This is a genomic window from Variovorax sucrosi, assembly GCF_051216635.1.
Classification (GTDB): domain Bacteria; phylum Pseudomonadota; class Gammaproteobacteria; order Burkholderiales; family Burkholderiaceae_C; genus Variovorax.
This window is the reverse complement of sequence record NZ_JBPJZU010000001.1, coordinates 139,380-156,446: the sequence shown is the minus strand read 5'-3', so window position 1 is coordinate 156,446 and position 17,067 is coordinate 139,380. Positions and strand designations below refer to the sequence as shown.

The window sequence follows — 17,067 nt, the reverse complement described above, 5'->3', positions numbered from 1 at the left end:
CATAGAATCGATTGCCGATACCAACACACAGCAGCCATGGCGACCCCCAAGACCCGCGCGGCAGCGCCCGCCGCGCCCCCGCCCGAGCCGGCGTCATCCGACCCGCTGTTCAACCTGTCGCTCGACAAGGGCCTGGCCGTGCTGCGCGCCTTCGACGGCGCCCACCGCACCATGACGCTCCAGGAGGTGGCGGAGCGCACCGGCATGAGCAAGGGCTCGGCCCAGCGCACGGTGCACACGCTGCAGGTGCTGGGCTATGTCGGCAAGCATGCGCAGACCCGCCGCTTCCGGCTGCTGCCGAAGATCATGGACATCGGCTTCAACTACGTCGCCAGCCATCCGCTGGTGCAAGCCGCCAGCCCCTATCTCACGCAACTGGCCAACGCCAGCGGCGAGACGGCCAGCCTGACCGAGCCGGTGGAGCTCGACATGCTCTACATCGCCCAGCGCATGACAAGCCAGTTCATTCCGGTGCTCACGCCGGTGGGCATGCGCATCCCGATGTACTGCACCAGCTCGGGCCGGGCCTGGCTCAGTTGCCTGCCGGACGAGGAGGTGAAGGCGGTGCTGCGTGCCTCGAACCGCGTCGCCCGCACGCCGGCCACGCTGACCGGCATCGGCCCCATCCAGGCCCGCATCGTCGCCTGCCGCAAGACCGGCTATGCGTACAACGCCGAGGAGCTGTTCCTCGGCGACATGGGCATCGCCGCCCCGATCGTCGACCGCTACGGACGCCCGCACGGCGCGGTGCATGTCGCACCACCGACGAGCCGCTGGACGCTCGACGCGGCCCAGAAGAAGCTGGCGCCGATGGTGATCGAGTGCGCCCGGGCGATCTCCAGCGCGCTGGCGCCCTGAAACGCAGCGCAGCCGGACATATCGATAAACGATTCGATTGAATCTATAGTCGATCCCGCCGAACACGTTCCGTGGCACAGCCTTTGCTTAAACTTCTGGGTCGTCTTTTCGACCCCATCCAACATCTGAAGGCTGCCCCATGAACCCGATTTCGTCTTCGCTCCGCTCCCACCGCCTGCGCGCCGGCGTGCTGGCCACGCTCGCCCTGTTCGCGGGCAGCGCCGCGCTGGCGCAGGAGAAGACCCTGCGCATCGCCATGACGGCCGCGGACATCCCGCGCACGCTCGGCCAGCCCGACCAGGGCTTCGAAGGCAACCGCTTCACCGGCATCCCGATCTATGACTCGCTCACGCAATGGGACCTGTCCAAGGCCGACGCGCCGAGCGTGTTGATCCCCGCGCTGGCCACCTCGTGGGCGGTCGATGCGAAGGACAAGACCAAGTGGGTCTTCAAGCTGCGCCCCGGCGTCAAGTTCCACGACGGCTCCGCGCTCACCGCCGATGCCATCGTCTGGAACGTGAACAAGGTGCTCGACAAGGAAGCGCCGCAGTTCGACGCCAGCCAGGTCGGCGTGACCGCCTCGCGCATGCCCACGCTGCGCAGCGCCCGCAAGATCGACGACCTGACCGTCGAGCTCACCACCAGCGAGCCCGATGCCTTCCTGCCGATCAACCTGACCAACCTGTTCATGGCCTCGCCGGCCGCCTGGCAGAAGAAGTTCGACGCTGCGAGCGGCACCACGCCGGCCGACAAGTCGAAAGCCGCATGGACCGCCTTCGCGGCCGACCCGTCGGGCTCCGGCCCGTTCAGGGTGACGCGCTTCGTGGCGCGCGAGCGGCTGGAACTGGCCGCGAACAAGACCTACTGGGACGCCAAGCGCGTGCCCAAGATCGACAAGGTCGTGATGCTGCCGATGCCCGAAGCCAACGCCCGCACCGCGGCACTGCTCGGCGGCCAGGTCGACTGGATCGAGGCGCCGGCACCCGATGCGATGCCGCAGATCACGCAGCGCGGCTTCAAGATCTACTCCAACGCGCAGCCGCACGTGTGGCCGTGGCAGCTGTCCTTCGCCGAAGGCTCCCCGTGGCTCGACAAGCGCGTGCGACAGGCCGCCAACCTGTGCATCGACCGCGGTGGCATGAAGCAGCTGCTGGGCGGCATGATGGCCGAGCCCAAGGGCACGGTGCCGCCGGGCCACCCGTGGTGGGGCAACCCGAAGTTCGACATCAAGTACGACGTGAAGGCCGCGCAGGCGCTGATGACGCAGGCCGGTTACTCGGCCGCCAAGCCGATCAAGGTGAAGGTGCAGATCTCGGCCTCCGGTTCGGGCCAGATGCAGCCGCTGCCGATGAACGAATTCGCGCAGCAGTCGCTCAAAGCATGCTTCTTCGACGTCGAGTTCGACGTCATCGAATGGAACACGCTGTTCACCAATTGGCGCAAGGGCGCGAAGGACCCGTCGGCCAACGGCGCGAACGCGACCAACGTGAGCTTCGCGGCCATGGACCCGTTCTTCGCGATGGTCCGCTTCGTGAGCACCAAGGCCTTCCCGCCGGTGTCGAACAACTGGGGCTACTACGGCAACGCCGAGGTCGACAAGCTGGTGGCCGATGCCCGCACGAGCTTCGACGACAAGCAGCGCGACGCCGCGCTCGCCAAGCTGCATGCGCACATCGTCGACGACGCACCCTTCGTGTGGATCGCGCACGACGTGGGCCCGCGCGCGATGTCGGCCAAGGTCAAGAACGTGGTGCAGCCGAAAAGCTGGTTCATCGACATCGCCACGATGACGATGGACTGATCGCGCCCGCCCTTTCCGGCAAAGGAAAGGGCGTTCTTCTCGCCAGCCTTCGAAGCCAGCCCATGTTCGCCTACCTCCTGCGCCGCGTGATCTATGCCGTGCCGATCATGATCGGCGTGGCACTCGTGTGCTTCCTGCTCGTCCATCTCGCACCCGGCGATCCGCTGGTGTCGATCCTGCCGCCCGACGCCTCGGCCGACCTGCAGGCGCAACTGCGGGAGCTCTACGGCTTCAACCGCTCGCTGCCCGAGCAGTTCGCGATGTGGGTCTGGCGCGCCATGCACGGCGACCTGGGCGTGTCGATCGCCAGCAACCGCGCCGTCGCCGGCGAGGTGATGACCGCGGTGGGCAACACGCTGCGGCTGGCGGTGGTGGCGACCTTCATCGGCTTCGTGCTGGGCTCGCTGTTCGGCTTCGTGGCCGGCTACTTTCGCAACTCCTGGCTCGACCGTGCCGCGTCGATGCTGTCGGTGCTGGGCGTGAGCGTGCCGCATTACTGGCTGGGCATGGTGATGGTCATCGTGTTCAGCTCGCAGCTCATGCTGCTGCCGGCGACGGGCGCCGGCCCGGGCGGGTCGAGCGACTGGAAGTGGGGCTGGGAGCACATCCAGTTCCTGGTGCTGCCGGCCATCACGATGTCGGTGATCCCGATGGGCATCATCGCGCGCACCGTACGGGCGCTGGTGTCGGACATCCTCGACCAGGAATTCATCGTGGGCCTGCGCGCCAAGGGGCTCACGCACCTCGGCGTGTTCCGGCACATGGTGAAGAACGCAGCACCCACCGCGCTGGCCGTGATGGGCCTGCAGCTGGGCTACCTCTTGGGCGGCTCGATCCTGATCGAGACGGTGTTCTCCTGGCCGGGCACCGGCTTTCTGCTGAACTCCGCCATCTTCCAGCGCGACCTGCCCCTGCTGCAGGGCACGATCCTCGTGCTGGCGCTCTTCTTCGTCGTGTTGAATTTGCTGGTCGACGTGCTGCAGACGCTGCTCGACCCGCGCATTGCGAGGGCCTGACGCATGGCGACCCTGACTGTTTCTCCGGCCGACGTGGCGCCGCTGCCGGCGCAACGCTCGCGCGGCTACTGGACCTCGGCCATGCTGCGCTTCACGCGCGACCCGGTTGCGATGGGCGCGGCCTTCGTCGTGCTGCTGCTGATCGGCCTGGCGGTGTTCGGCCCCTGGCTCGCGCCGGCCGACCCCTACCAGTCGTCGATGCTCAAGCGGCTCAAGCCGATCGGCACCGAGGGCCTGCCGCTGGGCAGCGACGAACTCGGCCGCGACATGCTGTCGCGCCTGATCGTCGGTGCGCGGCTGTCGCTGTTCATCGGCATCACGCCGGTGATCTGCGCCTTCATGGCGGGCTCGGTGATCGGCATCGTGGCGGGCTATGCCGGCGGCATCGTCAACACGCTGATCATGCGCACGATCGACGTGTTCTACGCCTTCCCCTCGGTGCTGCTGGCCATTGCGCTGTCGGGCGTGCTGGGCGCGGGCATCTTCAATTCGCTGATCTCGCTGACCATCGTCTTCATCCCGCAGATCGCGCGGGTGGCCGAGAGCGTGACCACGCAGGTGCGCGGGCGCGACTACGTCGAAGCGGCGCGCGCTTCGGGCGCCAACGCCTTCACCATCGTGCGGGTGCACGTGCTGGGCAACGTGCTCGGCCCGATCTTCGTCTACGCCACCAGCCTGATCGCGGTGTCGATGATCCTGGCCTCGGGCCTGTCCTTCCTGGGCCTGGGCGTGAAGCCGCCGGAACCCGAGTGGGGCCTGATGCTCAACACGCTGCGCACCGCCATCTACGTTCAGCCCTGGGTCGCCGCGCTGCCGGGGCTGATGATCTTCATCACCTCGATCACCTTCAACCTGCTGTCCGACGGGCTGCGTTCGGCGATGGACAACAAGTCATGAGCCTTCACGACGACATCGGCGGACCGGCGCAGCCGCTGCTGACCATCCGCGGCCTGCAAAAGCACTTCCCGCTCAAGAAGGACCCCTTCGGTCGCGGCGGCGGCGTGGTGCGCGCGGTCGACGGCGTGGACTTCGAAGTCCTCAAGGGCGAGACGCTCGGCGTGGTCGGCGAATCGGGCTGCGGCAAGTCGACGACCGCGCGCCTGCTGATGCAGCTGATCGACCCGACCGCCGGCGAGGTCGTGTACGACGGCCGCCTCGTCGGTGGGCGCGAGCTGCCGCTGAAGGAGTTCCGCCGCCAGGTGCAGATGGTGTTCCAGGACAGCTACGCATCGCTCAACCCGCGGCTGACCATCGAGGACTCGGTGGCCTTCGGGCCGCAGGTGCACGGCGTCTCGCAGAAGGCGTCGGTCGCGCGTGCCCGCGACCTGCTGGCGCGGGTCGGCCTGGCGCCGCAGCGCTTCGCGGAGCGCTATCCGCACGAGCTGTCGGGCGGCCAGCGCCAGCGCGTGAACATCGCGCGCGCGCTCGCGCTGCAGCCGCGCATGGTGATCCTCGATGAGGCCGTATCGGCGCTCGACAAGTCGGTCGAGGCGCAGGTGATCAACCTGCTGCTCGACCTGAAGGCCGAGTTCGGGCTGACCTACGTCTTCATCAGCCACGACCTGAACGTGGTGCGCTACATGAGCGACCGCGTGATGGTGATGTACCTCGGGCAGGTGGCCGAGATCGGCCCGTCGGATGCGCTCTACGACCAGCCCGCGCACCCGTACACCCGCGCGCTGCTGTCGTCGATGCCCTCGATGGACCCGGACAACCGCACCGAAGAGGCCGCGCTCGCGGGCGACCCGCCCAACCCCATCAACCCGCCGTCGGGCTGCCGTTTCCACCCGCGCTGCGCGATGGCCGCGCCGGTGTGCAGCGAGCGCGTGCCGGCGCGCGTTCTGGCGGGCGCTCAGCAGGCGGTGAGCTGCCTGATGTACGAACCCGGCAGCGGTCACCCGAACGCCGCGCCTCTTCTGAAGGCCGCATGACATGAACACGACGGACGACAACGAGCCGATGGTGAGCCTGCGCGACCTGAGCGTGACCTTCAGCGGCGGGCGCAAGCCGGTGCATGCGGTCAGCGGCGTGAGCCTGGACGTGAAGCGCGGCGAAGTGGTCGCGCTGATCGGCGAATCGGGCTCGGGCAAGAGCGTGACCATGCGCACGATGCTGCGCCTGCACCCCGAGCGCCGCACCCGCATGGGCGGCCAGGTGCGCGTGGCCGGGCGCGACGTGCTGGCGATGTCGCAGGGCGAACTGAACGACTTCCGCGGCAAGGTCGCGTCGATGATCTTCCAGGAGCCTCTGCTGGCGCTCGACCCGGTGTATTCGGTCGGTGCGCAGATCGTCGAATCGATCCGCCGCCACGAGAAGGTCACGGCCGCGGAGGCGCACAAGCGCGCGCTCGAACTGTTCGAGCGCGTGCGCATCCCCAGCCCCGAGCGCCGCCTGCAGGCCTACCCGCACGAGATGTCGGGCGGCATGCGCCAGCGCGCGATGATCGCGCTGGCCCTGGCCTGCCGCCCGCAACTGCTGCTGGCCGACGAGCCCACCACCGCGCTCGACGCGACGGTGCAGATCCAGATCCTGCTGCTGCTGCGCGAGCTGCAGCGCGACCTCGGCCTGTCGGTGGTGTTCGTCACGCACGACATCGGCGCCGCCGTCGAAGTGGCCGACCGCATCGCCGTGATGTATGCCGGGCGCATCGTCGAGGAAGGCACGGCGCGCGAGCTGATCCGTTCGCCGCGCCACCCCTACACCATCGCCCTGCTCAAGAGCCGCGCACACGGCGCGATGGCGCGCGGCACGCGGCTGGAGACGATCGGCGGCGCCCCGCCCGATCTCGCCGCGCTGCCGCCCGGCTGCGCCTTCGCCGAGCGCTGCGCGCTGGCGATCGACGCCTGCCGCGCCGAGCAGCCGCCGGCGATCGAACTGGCGCCGGGCCATCGCGCCCGCTGCATCCGCACCGATGCGGCCGCGGCCATCGCGCCGGTGCTGGTCGCTTAACCTGCGAAGCGGCGCGCGCCGCCCCTTCAACCTCCGCTCCGAGACAGCCCCCATGCACCTGCACGACCCCGCTCACGCCTTCGTCCCCTACCCCGACGTGCCGGTGAAGACCACCGCCACCGGCCCACTGTCGGACCTGCGCTTCGCGGCGAAAGATCTGTTCGACGTGGCCGGCTATCCGACCGGCGGCGGCAGCCCGATCGTGCTGGCGATGTCGGGCATCAAGACGCAGACCGCGCCCGCGGTGCAGGCGCTGCTCGACGCCGGCGCGCACTTCGTCGGCAAGACCGTGACCGACGAGCTCGCCTTCTCGATGACGGGCAACAACGCGCACTTCGGCGCGCCGATCAACGGCGCCGCGAAGGACCGCATCACCGGCGGCTCGTCGTCGGGTTCGGCGTCGGCCGTGTCGTCCGGCCTGTGCGACTTCGCGCTGGGCACCGACACCGGCGGCTCGGTGCGCGCGCCGGCCAACCACTGCAATCTGTACGGCCTGCGCCCGACGCACGGTCGCATCAGCCTGGAGCGCGTGCTCGACCTCGCGCCCAGCCTCGACACCTGCGGCTGGTTCGCGCGCGACATCGGCACCTTCGCACGCGTGGCCGACGTGCTGCTGGGCACCGATGCGAAACCGCTGCCCGCGAAGCCGCGGCTGCTCTGGCCGCAGGACGTGTGGGCAATGCTGAGCGCGCCGGTGACGCAGGCGCTGGCTGTGCCGGCCGAGCGCATTCAATCGGTGCTGGGCCAAGCGGCGCCCGTCGCGCAGATCGCGCTCGACTCATGGGATGCGATGTACTGGAACTTCCGCTACATCCAGGGCCGCGAATCGTGGCTCACCGATGGCCCGATGATCGAACGCTTCGCGCCACCGCTGGGCCCCGGCGTGGCCGAGCGCTTCGCCTGGTCGCGCGAGGTGACCGACGCGCAGGTCAACACCGCGCGCGCCTTCCGCATCGCCTTCCGAGAAAAGCTCGCCGCCCTGCTGGGCGACGACGGTGTGCTGCTGATGCCGACCATGCCGGACATCGCACCGCTGCGCAGCGCGGCCGAGAGCACGCTCGAGGACTACCGCAACGATTCGATCCGCATGCTGTGCGTGGCGGGGCTCAGCGGCTTTCCGCAGCTGTCGATGCCGCTGGCGCAGCGCGACGGCGCGCCGCTGGGCATTTCGCTGCTCGGCCCGGCCGGCTCGGACCGCTCGCTGGTGGCGCTGGCCGAGCGCATCGGCGGTTAGTGCGGCGCGGACGGCGGCCGCCTGCGCTGCGGCCCCGGAAAACCCCCATGAGGCGCACGGGCACAAGTGGCTAGGATCGCCGCAGCCCGTTCCGTGCTGCTTCTGCGCTTCTTCCCGATGTCCTTCCCCCCCGAGTCCGGCCCGACGCTGGACGCCGCCAGCCCCCTCCCCCCACAGATTGCAGCAGCCGACGAGCCGGCCAAGGTGCCGCTCGCCATCGAGGACTGGGCCACGGTGATCATCATGGGCTTGCTGGCCTGCATCACCTTCGCGAACGTGCTGGTGCGCTACTTCACCGACTCGTCCTTCGCGTGGACGGAGGAGTTCTCCGTCTTCCTGATGATCCTGCTGGCCATGGTGGCCGGCTCCGCGGCCGTCGCGCGCGACCGGCACATCCGCATCGAATACTTCTCCGACAGCGGCTCGATGGCGCGGCGCAAGCGGCTGTCGCAGTTCGGCGCGGTGCTGGTGGCCGCCCTGTTCCTGCTGATCGCCGCGCTGAGCGTGCGGATGGTGTGGGACGACTACCGCTTCGACGAGACCTCGCCGGGCATCGGCGTGCCGGCCTGGTGGTATTCGATCTGGCTGCCGATCGTGTCGACCGCCATCGCGCTGCGGGCCATCGGGCTTTTCATCCGCCGCGGCCGCCGTGACGACCGGGGCGCCGAATGATCGCGACGCTGCTCTTCGTCGCCTTCGTGGTGCTGATGCTGGTCGGCGTGCCGATCGGCGCGGCGCTGGGCTTGGCCGGTGCCGCCTGCATCGCGTTGGCCAACGCCGACGCCCAATGGTTCGGCCTGCTGGCCGTGCCGCAGAACTTCTACGCCGGCCTCGGCAAGTACCCGCTGCTGGCGATCCCGATGTTCGTGCTGGTCGGCTCGATCTTCGACCGCTCCGGCGTCGCCCTGCGGCTGGTGAACTTCGCGGTGGCGATCGTCGGGCGTGGGCCCGGCATGCTGCCGATGGTGGCCATCCTGGTGGCGATGTTCCTCGGCGGCATCTCGGGCTCGGGCCCGGCGAATGCGGCCGCGGTGGGCGCCGTGATGATCGCGGCGATGTCGCGCGCCGGCTATCCACCGGCCTACTCGGCCAGCGTGGTCGGCGCGGCGGCGGCGACCGACATCCTGATCCCGCCCTCGGTCGCGTTCATCGTGTACTCGGTGCTGGTGCCGGGCGCATCGGTGCCGGCGCTTTTCGCAGCCGGCATGATCCCCGGCATCCTGGCCGGGTTCGCGCTCATCATTCCGGCGGTGTGGATGGCGCGCAAGCACAAGATGGGCGCGCTCGAAGCCAGCATGCCGCGGCCTGAATTCTGGAAGAGTTTTCGCGAAGCGACCTGGGGCCTGGCCGCGCCGGTGCTGATCCTCGGCGGCATGCGCGCCGGCTGGTTCACGCCGACCGAGGCGGCGGTGGTCGCGGTGTTCTACGGGCTCTTCGTCGGCATGGTGATCTACCGAACGATCCAGGTGCGCGACCTGTTCGTCATCCTGCGCGAAGCGGGCGAGCTGTCGGCCGTGATCCTGCTGGTGGTGTCGCTCGCGGGCATCTTCGCGTATTCGCTGTCGACGCTCGGCGTGATCGACCCGGTGGCCAAGGCCATCACCAATTCAGGCCTCGGCGAATACGGCGTGCTGGCGCTGCTGATCGTCATGCTGATCACGGTGGGCATGTTCCTCGATGGCGTGTCGATCTTCCTCATCTTCGTGCCGCTGCTGTGGCCCATCGTGCAGTTCTACAAGTGGGACCCGGTGTGGTTCGGCGTGATCCTCACGCTGAAGGTGGCGCTGGGCCAGTTCACGCCGCCGCTGGCCGTGAACCTGATGGTGTCGTGCCGCATCGCCAACGTTCGCATGGAAGAGACCGTGCGCTGGGTCGGCTGGATGCTGTTCGCGATGTTCCTGGTGATGGTGGCGGTGATCGCGTGGCCGCCGCTGGCGCTGTGGCTGCCGGCCCGCCTCGGCTACTGATTCGCTTTCGTTCACAACAAGGAGACAAGGTCATGAAATTCCGCCGCACCCTGCTGGGCCTCGCGCTCGTCGCCACGGCCATGGGCTTCACCACCGGTGCCATGGCGCAGGCCGCCTACAAGCCCGAATACAAAATGTCGCTGGTGCTCGGCCCGCCGACGCCCTGGGGCCAGGCCGGGAAGATCTGGGCCGACCTGGTGAAAGAGCGCACCCAGGGCCGCATCAACATCAAGCTGTACCCGGGCACGTCGCTGATCCAGGGCGACCAGACGCGCGAGTTCAGCGCGCTGCGCCAGGGCGTCATCGACATGGCGGTCGGCTCGACCATCAACTGGTCGCCGCAGGTCAAGCAGCTGAACCTGTTCTCGATGCCCTTCCTCATGCCGGACTATGCGGCGATCGACGCGCTCACCCAGGGCGAGGTCGGAAAGGAGCTGTTCGCCGCGATCGACAAGGCGGGCGTGCTGCCGCTGGCCTGGGGCGAGAACGGCTACCGCGAGCTCACCAACTCCAAGCGCGCCATCCGGTCGCCGGCCGACCTGAAGGGCATGAAGATCCGTGTGGTCGGCTCGCCGTTGTTCGCCGACCTGTTTACCGCGCTCGGCGCCAATCCGACGCAGATGAGCTGGGCCGATGCGCAGCCTGCGCTGGCCAGCGGCGCCGTCGATGGGCAGGAGAACCCGCTGTTCCTCTTCACCGTGCTGAAGATGCAGAACGTTGGCCAGAAATTCCTCACTGCCTGGGGTTATGTGGCCGACCCGCTGATCTTCGTCGTCAACAAGGAGATCTGGGCCTCGTGGACACCGGCCGACCAGGCGATCGTCCGGCAGGCGGCCATCGATGCCGGCAAGCAGGAAATCGCCATTGCGCGCAAGGGCCTGATCGAAGCCGACAAGCCGCTGCTGAAAGAGATCGCCGGCATGGGCGTGACGGTGACGCAGCTGTCGCCGGCCGAACGCGAGGCCTTCGTGACGGCGACGCGGTCGGTCTACGCCAAGTGGAAGCCGACGGTCGGCAACGCGTTGGTCGACAAGGCCGAGAAGGCGATCGCAGCGCGCAAGCAGCCCTGAGGCGATCGATGGCGGGCGCGGCGCGGATCTACAGCAGGTATTCGCCGCTGGCTTCCGGCTGGTAGGCAATGGCGGCAATCTGCAGCTGCCCGCCCGAGCCATCGGGGGCGACCCAACTCGCCACGTCGCCTACCCGCAACCCGAGCAGCGCGGTGCCGACGGGCGACAGGACGGAAATGCAGCCCGTGGCGGGGTCGGCGTCAGACGGGTAGCTCAGCGTCAGCGTCCGCCGGTGGCGCACGCCCATGGGCTCGACCACCTCGACGCGCGAGCGCATCGTGACGACGTCGGCTGCGATCTCGCTGGGCGCGACGAGTTCGGCGTTGTCGAGCACGCTCTGGATGGCGCTGGCCGGCAGGCCGTCGGCGTACTTGCCGAGCCGGGCATGGTCGAGGTCGGTGAGGGTACGGGCCGCGAGCACCGCGATGGCATCTGGGTTCATGAGGGATCGCTCCTGGGAAGAAAAACGCCGGGACAGCGGGTGCCCGGTGATCCAGCGGCGCGATAGAAGAAGGGGGAAAGGGATCGCCGGGCTCAGGACTGTGCAACGGCACGTCGACCCGGCATGCGATGAGGTTCCGCGCGCAGCCGCACCGCGAAAACGCAGGCAAGGGAGGGCGCGAAAGGACGCATGGCCCCATCGTAGGCCGGTCCGGCGCCGGTGGCATGCATACACCTGCCGGCCATGCGGGTTCGCCAAAAACAAAGCCCCGCAGTGCGGGGCTTGTCGTTCGCGGCGCTGGCAGCTCAGTGCTGCAGGATCTTGTTCAGGAAATCCTTGGTGCGCGGCTGCCGGTTCTCCGGATGGCTGAAGAACTCGTCCTTCGGGCAGTCTTCCAGGATCTTGCCGCCGACGTCGATGAAGATCACTCGGCTCGCGACTTTGCGGGCGAAGGCCATTTCGTGCGTGACCACCATCATGGTCATGCCTTCCTTGGCCAGGGCCACCATCACGTCGAGCACTTCGCCCACCATCTCGGGGTCGAGCGCCGAGGTGGGCTCGTCGAACAGCATCACGATCGGGTCCATCGACAGCGCACGCGCAATGGCCACGCGCTGCTGCTGGCCGCCCGAGAGCTGGCCAGGGAACTTGTCCTTGTGCGCCATCAGGCCCACGCGGTCGAGCATCTTCAGGCCGCGCACCTTGGCTTCGTCCGCGCTGCGGCCGAGCACCTTGATCTGCGCGATCGTGAGGTTCTCGGTCACCGACAGATGCGGGAACAGCTCGAAGTGCTGGAACACCATGCCGACCTTCGAACGCAGCTTGGGCAGGTTGGTCTTGGGGTCGTGCAGCGGAATGCCGTTGACGGTGATCTCGCCCTTCTGGAAAGGCTCGAGCGCGTTCACCGTCTTGATGAGGGTCGACTTGCCGGAACCCGAGGGGCCGCAGACCACGACGACGTCGCCCTTCTTGATGCTCACCGAACAATCGTTGAGCACCTGCACCGGGCCGTACCATTTGGAAACGTTCTTGATTTCAATCATTTCAATCTCTCCTCAACGGATGATGGCAATCTTCTTGTGCAGGCGCTTGACCAGGTACGAGAGCGCATAGCACATGATGAAGTAAACGACGGCTGCCAGCAGGTAGGCCTCGATCGGGCGGCCGTAGTTCTTGCCGGCGGTCTCGAAGCCCTTGAGCATGTCGTAGGCGCCGATGGCATAGACCAGCGAGGTGTCCTGGAACAGGATGATGGTCTGGGTGAGCAGCACCGGCAGCATGTTGCGGAAGGCCTGCGGCAGGATGATCAGCTTCATGTTCTGGCCGTAGGTCATGCCCACCGCCTGGCCGGCGTTCACCTGGCCGCGTGGGATCGACTGGATGCCCGCGCGCATGATCTCGCTGAAGTAGGCCGCCTCGAAGGCGATGAAGGTCACGACCGCCGACACTTCGGCCCCGATCGGCCGGCCGATCAGGAACGGCGCGAGCAGGAAGACCCACAGGATCACCATCACCAGCGGAATGCTGCGCATGCCGTTGACGTAGACGGCCGCCGGCATGTCCAGCCACTTCTTGCCCGACAGCCGCATCAGCGCCAGCACCGTGCCCAAAAGCACGCCGCCGATGGTCGCGACCACCGTCAGGAAGATGCTGAAGTAGAAGCCCTTCAGCACGAAGTTGCTGATGACTTCCCAGTTGTAGAAGGAAAAATCGAGACTCATCATGTCAGTGGCCTCCGCCGCTGGCCGAGACAATGAAGCCCGGCACCCGCGTCTTCTTCTCGATGAGCGCCATCAGGCGGTTGATCGCGAAGGCCGAGATCACGTAGAGCCCGGTGACCGCGAGATAGACCTCGATGCCGCGCGAGGTTTCTTCCTGCGCCTGCATCGCGAACATGGTGAGTTCGGACACCGACACCGCGAAGGCGACCGACGAGTTCTTGAAGATGTTCATCGTCTCGCTGGTGAGCGGCGGAATGATGATGCGGTAGGCCATCGGCAGGATCACGTAGCGGTAGTACTGGACGGTGGTGAAACCCACTGCCATGCCCGCGTAGCGCTGGCCCTTGGGCAGCGCCTGGATGCCGGAGCGCACCTGCTCGGCGATCCGCGCCGAGGTGAAGAAGCCGAGCGCCAGCACCACCAGCACGAAGCTCGGGACGCCCTTCATCACGGGAATCATCGCCGGGATGACGTGATACCAGAGGAAGATCTGTACCAGCAGCGGAATGTTGCGGAACAGTTCCACCCACGCGTTGCCCAGGCGAACCAGCCACGGGCTGTCGGGCAGCGTGCGGATGATGCCGATCAGCGAGCCCAGCACCAGCGCCACGATCAGCGCCAGCAGCGCGACCGACAGCGTCCAGCCCCAGGCCGACAGCATCCATTGCCAATAGGTCGGGAATTTCCCGCCCGGGTCTTGCAAGAAGACCTGCCAATCCCAATTCGATCCCATCGGGTTTCTCCTTCTCGTCGACTGTTGTTATGCCGATCGCGAAAACAAACGCCCGCCGAAAGTGGCGGGCGTTGGCGCGTTGACCGGCGTTGACTTACTTCTTGACTGCGTACTCTTCCATCGGCTTGTCGTTGGGGTTCGCCCAGGCGTCCTTGGTCGCGTCGGACAGCGCCAGGCCGATCTTCACGTTCGCTGGCGGGATCGCTTGCAGGAACCACTTGTCCCAGAGCTTGTTCAGCTCGCCAGACTTGATCTGGGCCTTGATGCTGTCGTCGACCGCCTTCTTGAAGGCCGGGTCGTCCTTGCGGATCATGATCGCGATCGGCTCGACGCTCAGCACTTCGCCGACGACCTTGAAGTCGGCCGGGTTCTTCGACTTGGCGATGTTGGAGGCGAGGATCGAGCCGTCCATCACGAAGGCATCGGCGCGGCCCGACTCGAGCAGCAGGAAGCTGTCGGAGTGGTCCTTGCCGTAGAGCTCCTTGAAGTCGACGCCGGTGGCGCGCTCGTTCTTGCGCAGCGTCTGCACCGAGGTGGTGCCGGTGGTGGTGGCAACGGTCTTGCCATTCAGGTCGGCGATCTTGGTGATGCCCGAGTTGGCCTTGACGGCGATGCGCACTTCTTCGACGTAGGTGGTGACGGCGAAGGCCACGTCCTTCTGGCGCGTGGCGTTGTTGGTGGTCGAGCCGCACTCGATGTCGACGGTGCCGTTCTGCACCAGCGGGATACGGTTCTGCGAGGTCACCGGCTGGTACTTGGTCTCGAGCTTCTTGCCGACGGCCTTTTCGAGGTCCTTGATGACGTTGGCGCAAATGTCGTAATGGAAGCCGGTGTACTGGCCATTGCCCAGGGTGTAGGAGAGGCCGGAGGATTCCCGAACGCCTTCGGTGATGACGCCCGAGGCCTTGATCTTGGCCAGGGTGTCGGTGGCCTGCGCGAACGCGCCACCGGCGGCCAGCGCCGAGATCATCAGCGCCACTGCTTGCTTCTTCATAGGGAAAACTCCTGAAATTGACTGAGAGGAATACAACGAAATTCTAGACATCCGCATCTACGGGCTTACCCGGCCCAAGTTGGGGCGCCTGCGCGCACCAGATTTACCCGGGCCCAAATGCGCGGTCCGCATTGGTGCGGACCGTCTATCTTGCGTCGATCGAAGGGTACTAAGCAGCCTTTGTGCCCGGCCTCCCGACCGACCCACCCCTTGCGTGAAAAATCACACGCTTCGACCATGACTCTTCCATGTGACAGCACCCCGCGGACTGTATGCGGCGTGCAAGCGCGTGACCAATGCCGGATGCGGGCGTCGTCATGCGCGCACGTCATAGTTTTTGCAATGCAGCATCAGGTGGCGGCAGGCTGGGCGCCGACCAGGTAGGCCCACAGCGCATCGACCGCGCGTTTGCGCGTGGACGCCTCGTCGGCCGACTTGCCACTGCGCGCGCCCTTGGCCGGCGCCGCCATCGGACGCTCCCGGTAGGCGCGAATTTCCATGGTCGCTTCGAGGCTGTCGATCTCCGGTGGCAGCGCGCTGACCAGCTTGCGCGCCTTCACCTCCTGGCGCACGGCGCTCTGCGGCAGGAAGGCGATGCCATGGCCCTCGAGCGCCATGGCTTTCAGGCCCTCGGACATGTCGGTTTCATAGACCCGGTCGAGGTGGATGGCGGTGCCCGAGTCCTTGATGAGCTGGTCGACCACACCGCTGAGATAGGCGCCCGGCGCGTAGCCGAGGTAGGGCAGCGGCTGGCCGGGGCGCCCGGGCAGGCGATAGCGCGGCGCGCCTTCGGCATCGGGCTTGACCCAGGGCGCCACCACCTCGTGGCCCAGCAGCACCATCTCGTAGCGGTTGGTGTCGAGCTGCAGCGGCTGGGACGGATGCTGGTAGGCGATCAGCAGGTCGCAGCTGCCTTCGACCAGGCGGTGCACCGCGTCGTGCACATTGAGGGCGATCAGCCGGGTCTTGAGCGGACCGAAATGCTCCCGCAGCATCGTCGCCCAGGCCGGGAAGAAGGTGAAGGCGAGCGTGTGCGGCACCGCGAACTCGATCACGTCGTGGGCGGTCCCCGAGTGGCCGCGCAGCATGGCCCGGGTGCTCTGCAGGCCCTGCAGCATCTCGATGGCCTGGCTGTAGAGCGTCTGTCCGGCGGGCGTCAGGCGCGTCGGATAGGACGAGCGGTCGACCAGGTCGGTGCCGGCCCAGCCTTCCAGCGCCTGGATGCGTCGCGAAAAAGCCGGCTGCGTCACATGGCGCAACTGGGCCGAGCGGCTGAAGCTGCGGGTCTCAGCCAGGCTGACGAAGTCTTCGAGCCACTTGGTTTCCATGGGCCGGGATTATGGGACCGGCGAGACGAGGTCGCGCCCCGAGAAATGCCCCTCGGCGTTAGCGAGGAAGCGGTTCACCGATGCGGTGACCGCTTCCGGCGACCAACCAGCCACGTGCGGCGTCAGCACGATGTTGCCGAGGCCGACCAGCGGCTCGGGCCGGTGCGGTTCGCTTTCGTACACGTCGAGGCCGGCGCCGCCCAGGCGCTGCTCGCGCAGTGCCGCGGCCAGCGCATCGGTGTCGACGACGCTGCCGCGCGCGATGTTGACGAGCACCCCGCGCGGCCCGAGCGCATCGAGTACCTGGCGGTCGACCAGATGCTTCGTGCCCGCGCCGCCCGGCGTTGCCACGACCAGGAAGTCGGCCCAGGTTGCGAGCTCGAGCAGGCTCTCGAAGTAGCGGTGGGCCACGCCCTCCTTCGGGCGTCGGTTGTGATAGCCGATGTCCATGTCGAAGCCACCGGCGCGCTTGGCGATCTTCTGGCCGATGGTGCCGAGCCCGACGATGCCGAGCCTGCGGCCCGACACGTTCGGCGGGAAGGGGATGACGTCGCGCCAGACGCCCTCGCGGCACTGGCGATCGAGCTTGACGAGGCCGCGCACGGCGGCGATGAGCAGGCCGAAGGCATGGTCGGCCACGCAGTCGTCGTTGGTGCCCGCGCCATTCGCGACGGCGATGCCGCGGGCCCGCGCCGCCTCCAGCGCGATGTTCTCGTAGCCCGCGCCCATGGCGCAGATCAGCTCCAGCTGGGGCATGGCCGCGATCTCTTCGGCCGTCACGCCGGTGCCGCCGTTGGTCAGCACGGCGCGAAAGGTGGCGCCCTTCGCGGCGACGGCCGCGTCGCGGCTCGGGCGGTCGATGGCATAGGTCACGTCGTAGTGCGCACGCAGGATGGCGAGGTGCTCCTCAGTCTGCAGATTGAGCACCAGCAGGGGAATCTTCCCGGTCATTCG

General features: G+C 67.5%; 17 protein-coding genes. 10 read left to right on the top strand and 7 right to left on the bottom strand.

Going from position 1 to position 17,067, the window contains the following annotated elements:
* Nucleotides 1-36 precede the first annotated feature (36 nt).
* From ACSFBE_RS00685 to ACSFBE_RS00640, 10 genes are all read left to right on the top strand, one after another.
* A complete protein-coding gene (locus ACSFBE_RS00685) occupies nucleotides 37-858 on the top strand; it encodes an IclR family transcriptional regulator (RefSeq protein ID WP_435488442.1) in 822 nt (273 codons plus the stop codon).
* A gap of 139 nt (nucleotides 859-997) precedes the next feature.
* Nucleotides 998-2,659 carry an ABC transporter substrate-binding protein gene (locus ACSFBE_RS00680; RefSeq protein WP_435488441.1) on the top strand — a complete coding sequence of 554 codons (1,662 nt, stop codon included), beginning with the start codon at nucleotides 998-1,000 and terminating at the stop codon, nucleotides 2,657-2,659.
* Between the two features lie 62 nt (nucleotides 2,660-2,721).
* Nucleotides 2,722-3,675, top strand: a complete 954-nt coding sequence (locus ACSFBE_RS00675; protein WP_435488440.1) for an ABC transporter permease — start codon at nucleotides 2,722-2,724, stop codon at nucleotides 3,673-3,675.
* A 3-nt stretch (nucleotides 3,676-3,678) separates the two neighbouring features.
* Entirely contained in the window at nucleotides 3,679-4,572 is an 894-nt protein-coding gene (locus ACSFBE_RS00670; RefSeq protein WP_435488439.1) for an ABC transporter permease, read from the top strand.
* Nucleotides 4,569-5,606 carry an ABC transporter ATP-binding protein gene (locus ACSFBE_RS00665; RefSeq protein WP_435488438.1) on the top strand — a complete coding sequence of 346 codons (1,038 nt, stop codon included), beginning with the start codon at nucleotides 4,569-4,571 and terminating at the stop codon, nucleotides 5,604-5,606. The genes ACSFBE_RS00670 and ACSFBE_RS00665 overlap by 4 nt, the downstream gene beginning before the upstream one ends.
* 28 nt (nucleotides 5,607-5,634) lie before the next feature.
* The gene (locus ACSFBE_RS00660) at nucleotides 5,635-6,624 is read left to right on the top strand and encodes an ABC transporter ATP-binding protein (RefSeq protein ID WP_435488883.1); all 990 of its coding nucleotides are present in this window, start codon (nucleotides 5,635-5,637) and stop codon (nucleotides 6,622-6,624) included.
* A 52-nt stretch (nucleotides 6,625-6,676) separates the two neighbouring features.
* Entirely contained in the window at nucleotides 6,677-7,858 is a 1,182-nt protein-coding gene (locus ACSFBE_RS00655) for an amidase (RefSeq protein ID WP_435488437.1), read from the top strand.
* Nucleotides 7,859-7,975: 117 nt separating this feature from the next.
* The gene (locus tag ACSFBE_RS00650; RefSeq protein ID WP_435488436.1) at nucleotides 7,976-8,530 is read left to right on the top strand and encodes a TRAP transporter small permease; all 555 of its coding nucleotides are present in this window, start codon (nucleotides 7,976-7,978) and stop codon (nucleotides 8,528-8,530) included.
* Nucleotides 8,527-9,825 carry a TRAP transporter large permease gene (locus ACSFBE_RS00645; RefSeq protein ID WP_435488435.1) on the top strand — a complete coding sequence of 433 codons (1,299 nt, stop codon included), beginning with the start codon at nucleotides 8,527-8,529 and terminating at the stop codon, nucleotides 9,823-9,825. The genes ACSFBE_RS00650 and ACSFBE_RS00645 overlap by 4 nt, the downstream gene beginning before the upstream one ends.
* Before the next feature lie 32 nt (nucleotides 9,826-9,857).
* On the top strand, nucleotides 9,858-10,895 hold the full coding sequence (locus tag ACSFBE_RS00640) for a DctP family TRAP transporter solute-binding subunit (RefSeq protein ID WP_435488434.1): 1,038 nt from the start codon (nucleotides 9,858-9,860) through the stop codon (nucleotides 10,893-10,895).
* A 28-nt stretch (nucleotides 10,896-10,923) separates the two neighbouring features.
* Here ACSFBE_RS00640 and ACSFBE_RS00635 read toward each other — a convergent pair whose 3' ends face one another.
* The 7 genes from ACSFBE_RS00635 to ACSFBE_RS00605 form a co-directional block, all read right to left on the bottom strand.
* Nucleotides 10,924-11,337: a GreA/GreB family elongation factor gene (locus tag ACSFBE_RS00635; RefSeq protein WP_435488433.1), complete on the bottom strand. Its 414-nt coding sequence runs from the start codon at nucleotides 11,335-11,337 to the stop codon at nucleotides 10,924-10,926.
* A 305-nt stretch (nucleotides 11,338-11,642) separates the two neighbouring features.
* Complete coding sequence (locus ACSFBE_RS00630) at nucleotides 11,643-12,380, bottom strand: amino acid ABC transporter ATP-binding protein (protein WP_435488432.1); 738 nt, start codon at nucleotides 12,378-12,380, stop codon at nucleotides 11,643-11,645.
* A 12-nt stretch (nucleotides 12,381-12,392) separates the two neighbouring features.
* The gene (locus ACSFBE_RS00625) at nucleotides 12,393-13,061 is read right to left on the bottom strand and encodes an amino acid ABC transporter permease (protein ID WP_435488431.1); all 669 of its coding nucleotides are present in this window, start codon (nucleotides 13,059-13,061) and stop codon (nucleotides 12,393-12,395) included.
* A gap of 1 nt (nucleotide 13,062) precedes the next feature.
* On the bottom strand, nucleotides 13,063-13,791 hold the full coding sequence (locus ACSFBE_RS00620; RefSeq protein ID WP_435488430.1) for an amino acid ABC transporter permease: 729 nt from the start codon (nucleotides 13,789-13,791) through the stop codon (nucleotides 13,063-13,065).
* Between the two features lie 94 nt (nucleotides 13,792-13,885).
* Nucleotides 13,886-14,785, bottom strand: coding sequence for a transporter substrate-binding domain-containing protein (locus ACSFBE_RS00615; RefSeq protein ID WP_435488429.1), 900 nt, complete (start codon nucleotides 14,783-14,785; stop codon nucleotides 13,886-13,888).
* 350 nt (nucleotides 14,786-15,135) lie between these two features.
* Nucleotides 15,136-16,113: a LysR substrate-binding domain-containing protein gene (locus tag ACSFBE_RS00610; protein WP_435488428.1), complete on the bottom strand. Its 978-nt coding sequence runs from the start codon at nucleotides 16,111-16,113 to the stop codon at nucleotides 15,136-15,138.
* A gap of 9 nt (nucleotides 16,114-16,122) precedes the next feature.
* Entirely contained in the window at nucleotides 16,123-17,064 is a 942-nt protein-coding gene (locus tag ACSFBE_RS00605; protein WP_435488427.1) for a 2-hydroxyacid dehydrogenase, read from the bottom strand.
* Nucleotides 17,065-17,067 lie beyond the last annotated feature (3 nt).

Bases quoted from the DNA above. Each gene is read 5' to 3' on its own strand.
- ACSFBE_RS00685 (WP_435488442.1), top strand. From the start codon at position 37: ATGGCGACCCCCAAGACCCGCGCGGCAGCGCCCGCCGCGCCCCCGCCC.
- ACSFBE_RS00650 (WP_435488436.1), top strand. From the start codon at position 7,976: ATGTCCTTCCCCCCCGAGTCCGGCCCGACGCTGGACGCCGCCAGCCCC.
- ACSFBE_RS00615 (WP_435488429.1), bottom strand. From the start codon at position 14,785: ATGAAGAAGCAAGCAGTGGCGCTGATGATCTCGGCGCTGGCCGCCGGT.
- ACSFBE_RS00665 (WP_435488438.1), top strand. From the start codon at position 4,569: ATGAGCCTTCACGACGACATCGGCGGACCGGCGCAGCCGCTGCTGACC.
- ACSFBE_RS00675 (WP_435488440.1), top strand. From the start codon at position 2,722: ATGTTCGCCTACCTCCTGCGCCGCGTGATCTATGCCGTGCCGATCATG.
- ACSFBE_RS00630 (WP_435488432.1), bottom strand. From the start codon at position 12,380: ATGATTGAAATCAAGAACGTTTCCAAATGGTACGGCCCGGTGCAGGTG.
- ACSFBE_RS00610 (WP_435488428.1), bottom strand. From the start codon at position 16,113: ATGGAAACCAAGTGGCTCGAAGACTTCGTCAGCCTGGCTGAGACCCGC.
- ACSFBE_RS00645 (WP_435488435.1), top strand. From the start codon at position 8,527: ATGATCGCGACGCTGCTCTTCGTCGCCTTCGTGGTGCTGATGCTGGTC.
- ACSFBE_RS00655 (WP_435488437.1), top strand. From the start codon at position 6,677: ATGCACCTGCACGACCCCGCTCACGCCTTCGTCCCCTACCCCGACGTG.
- ACSFBE_RS00640 (WP_435488434.1), top strand. From the start codon at position 9,858: ATGAAATTCCGCCGCACCCTGCTGGGCCTCGCGCTCGTCGCCACGGCC.
- ACSFBE_RS00660 (WP_435488883.1), top strand. From the start codon at position 5,635: ATGGTGAGCCTGCGCGACCTGAGCGTGACCTTCAGCGGCGGGCGCAAG.
- ACSFBE_RS00635 (WP_435488433.1), bottom strand. From the start codon at position 11,337: ATGAACCCAGATGCCATCGCGGTGCTCGCGGCCCGTACCCTCACCGAC.
- ACSFBE_RS00620 (WP_435488430.1), bottom strand. From the start codon at position 13,791: ATGGGATCGAATTGGGATTGGCAGGTCTTCTTGCAAGACCCGGGCGGG.
- ACSFBE_RS00680 (WP_435488441.1), top strand. From the start codon at position 998: ATGAACCCGATTTCGTCTTCGCTCCGCTCCCACCGCCTGCGCGCCGGC.
- ACSFBE_RS00670 (WP_435488439.1), top strand. From the start codon at position 3,679: ATGGCGACCCTGACTGTTTCTCCGGCCGACGTGGCGCCGCTGCCGGCG.
- ACSFBE_RS00625 (WP_435488431.1), bottom strand. From the start codon at position 13,061: ATGATGAGTCTCGATTTTTCCTTCTACAACTGGGAAGTCATCAGCAAC.
- ACSFBE_RS00605 (WP_435488427.1), bottom strand. From the start codon at position 17,064: ATGACCGGGAAGATTCCCCTGCTGGTGCTCAATCTGCAGACTGAGGAG.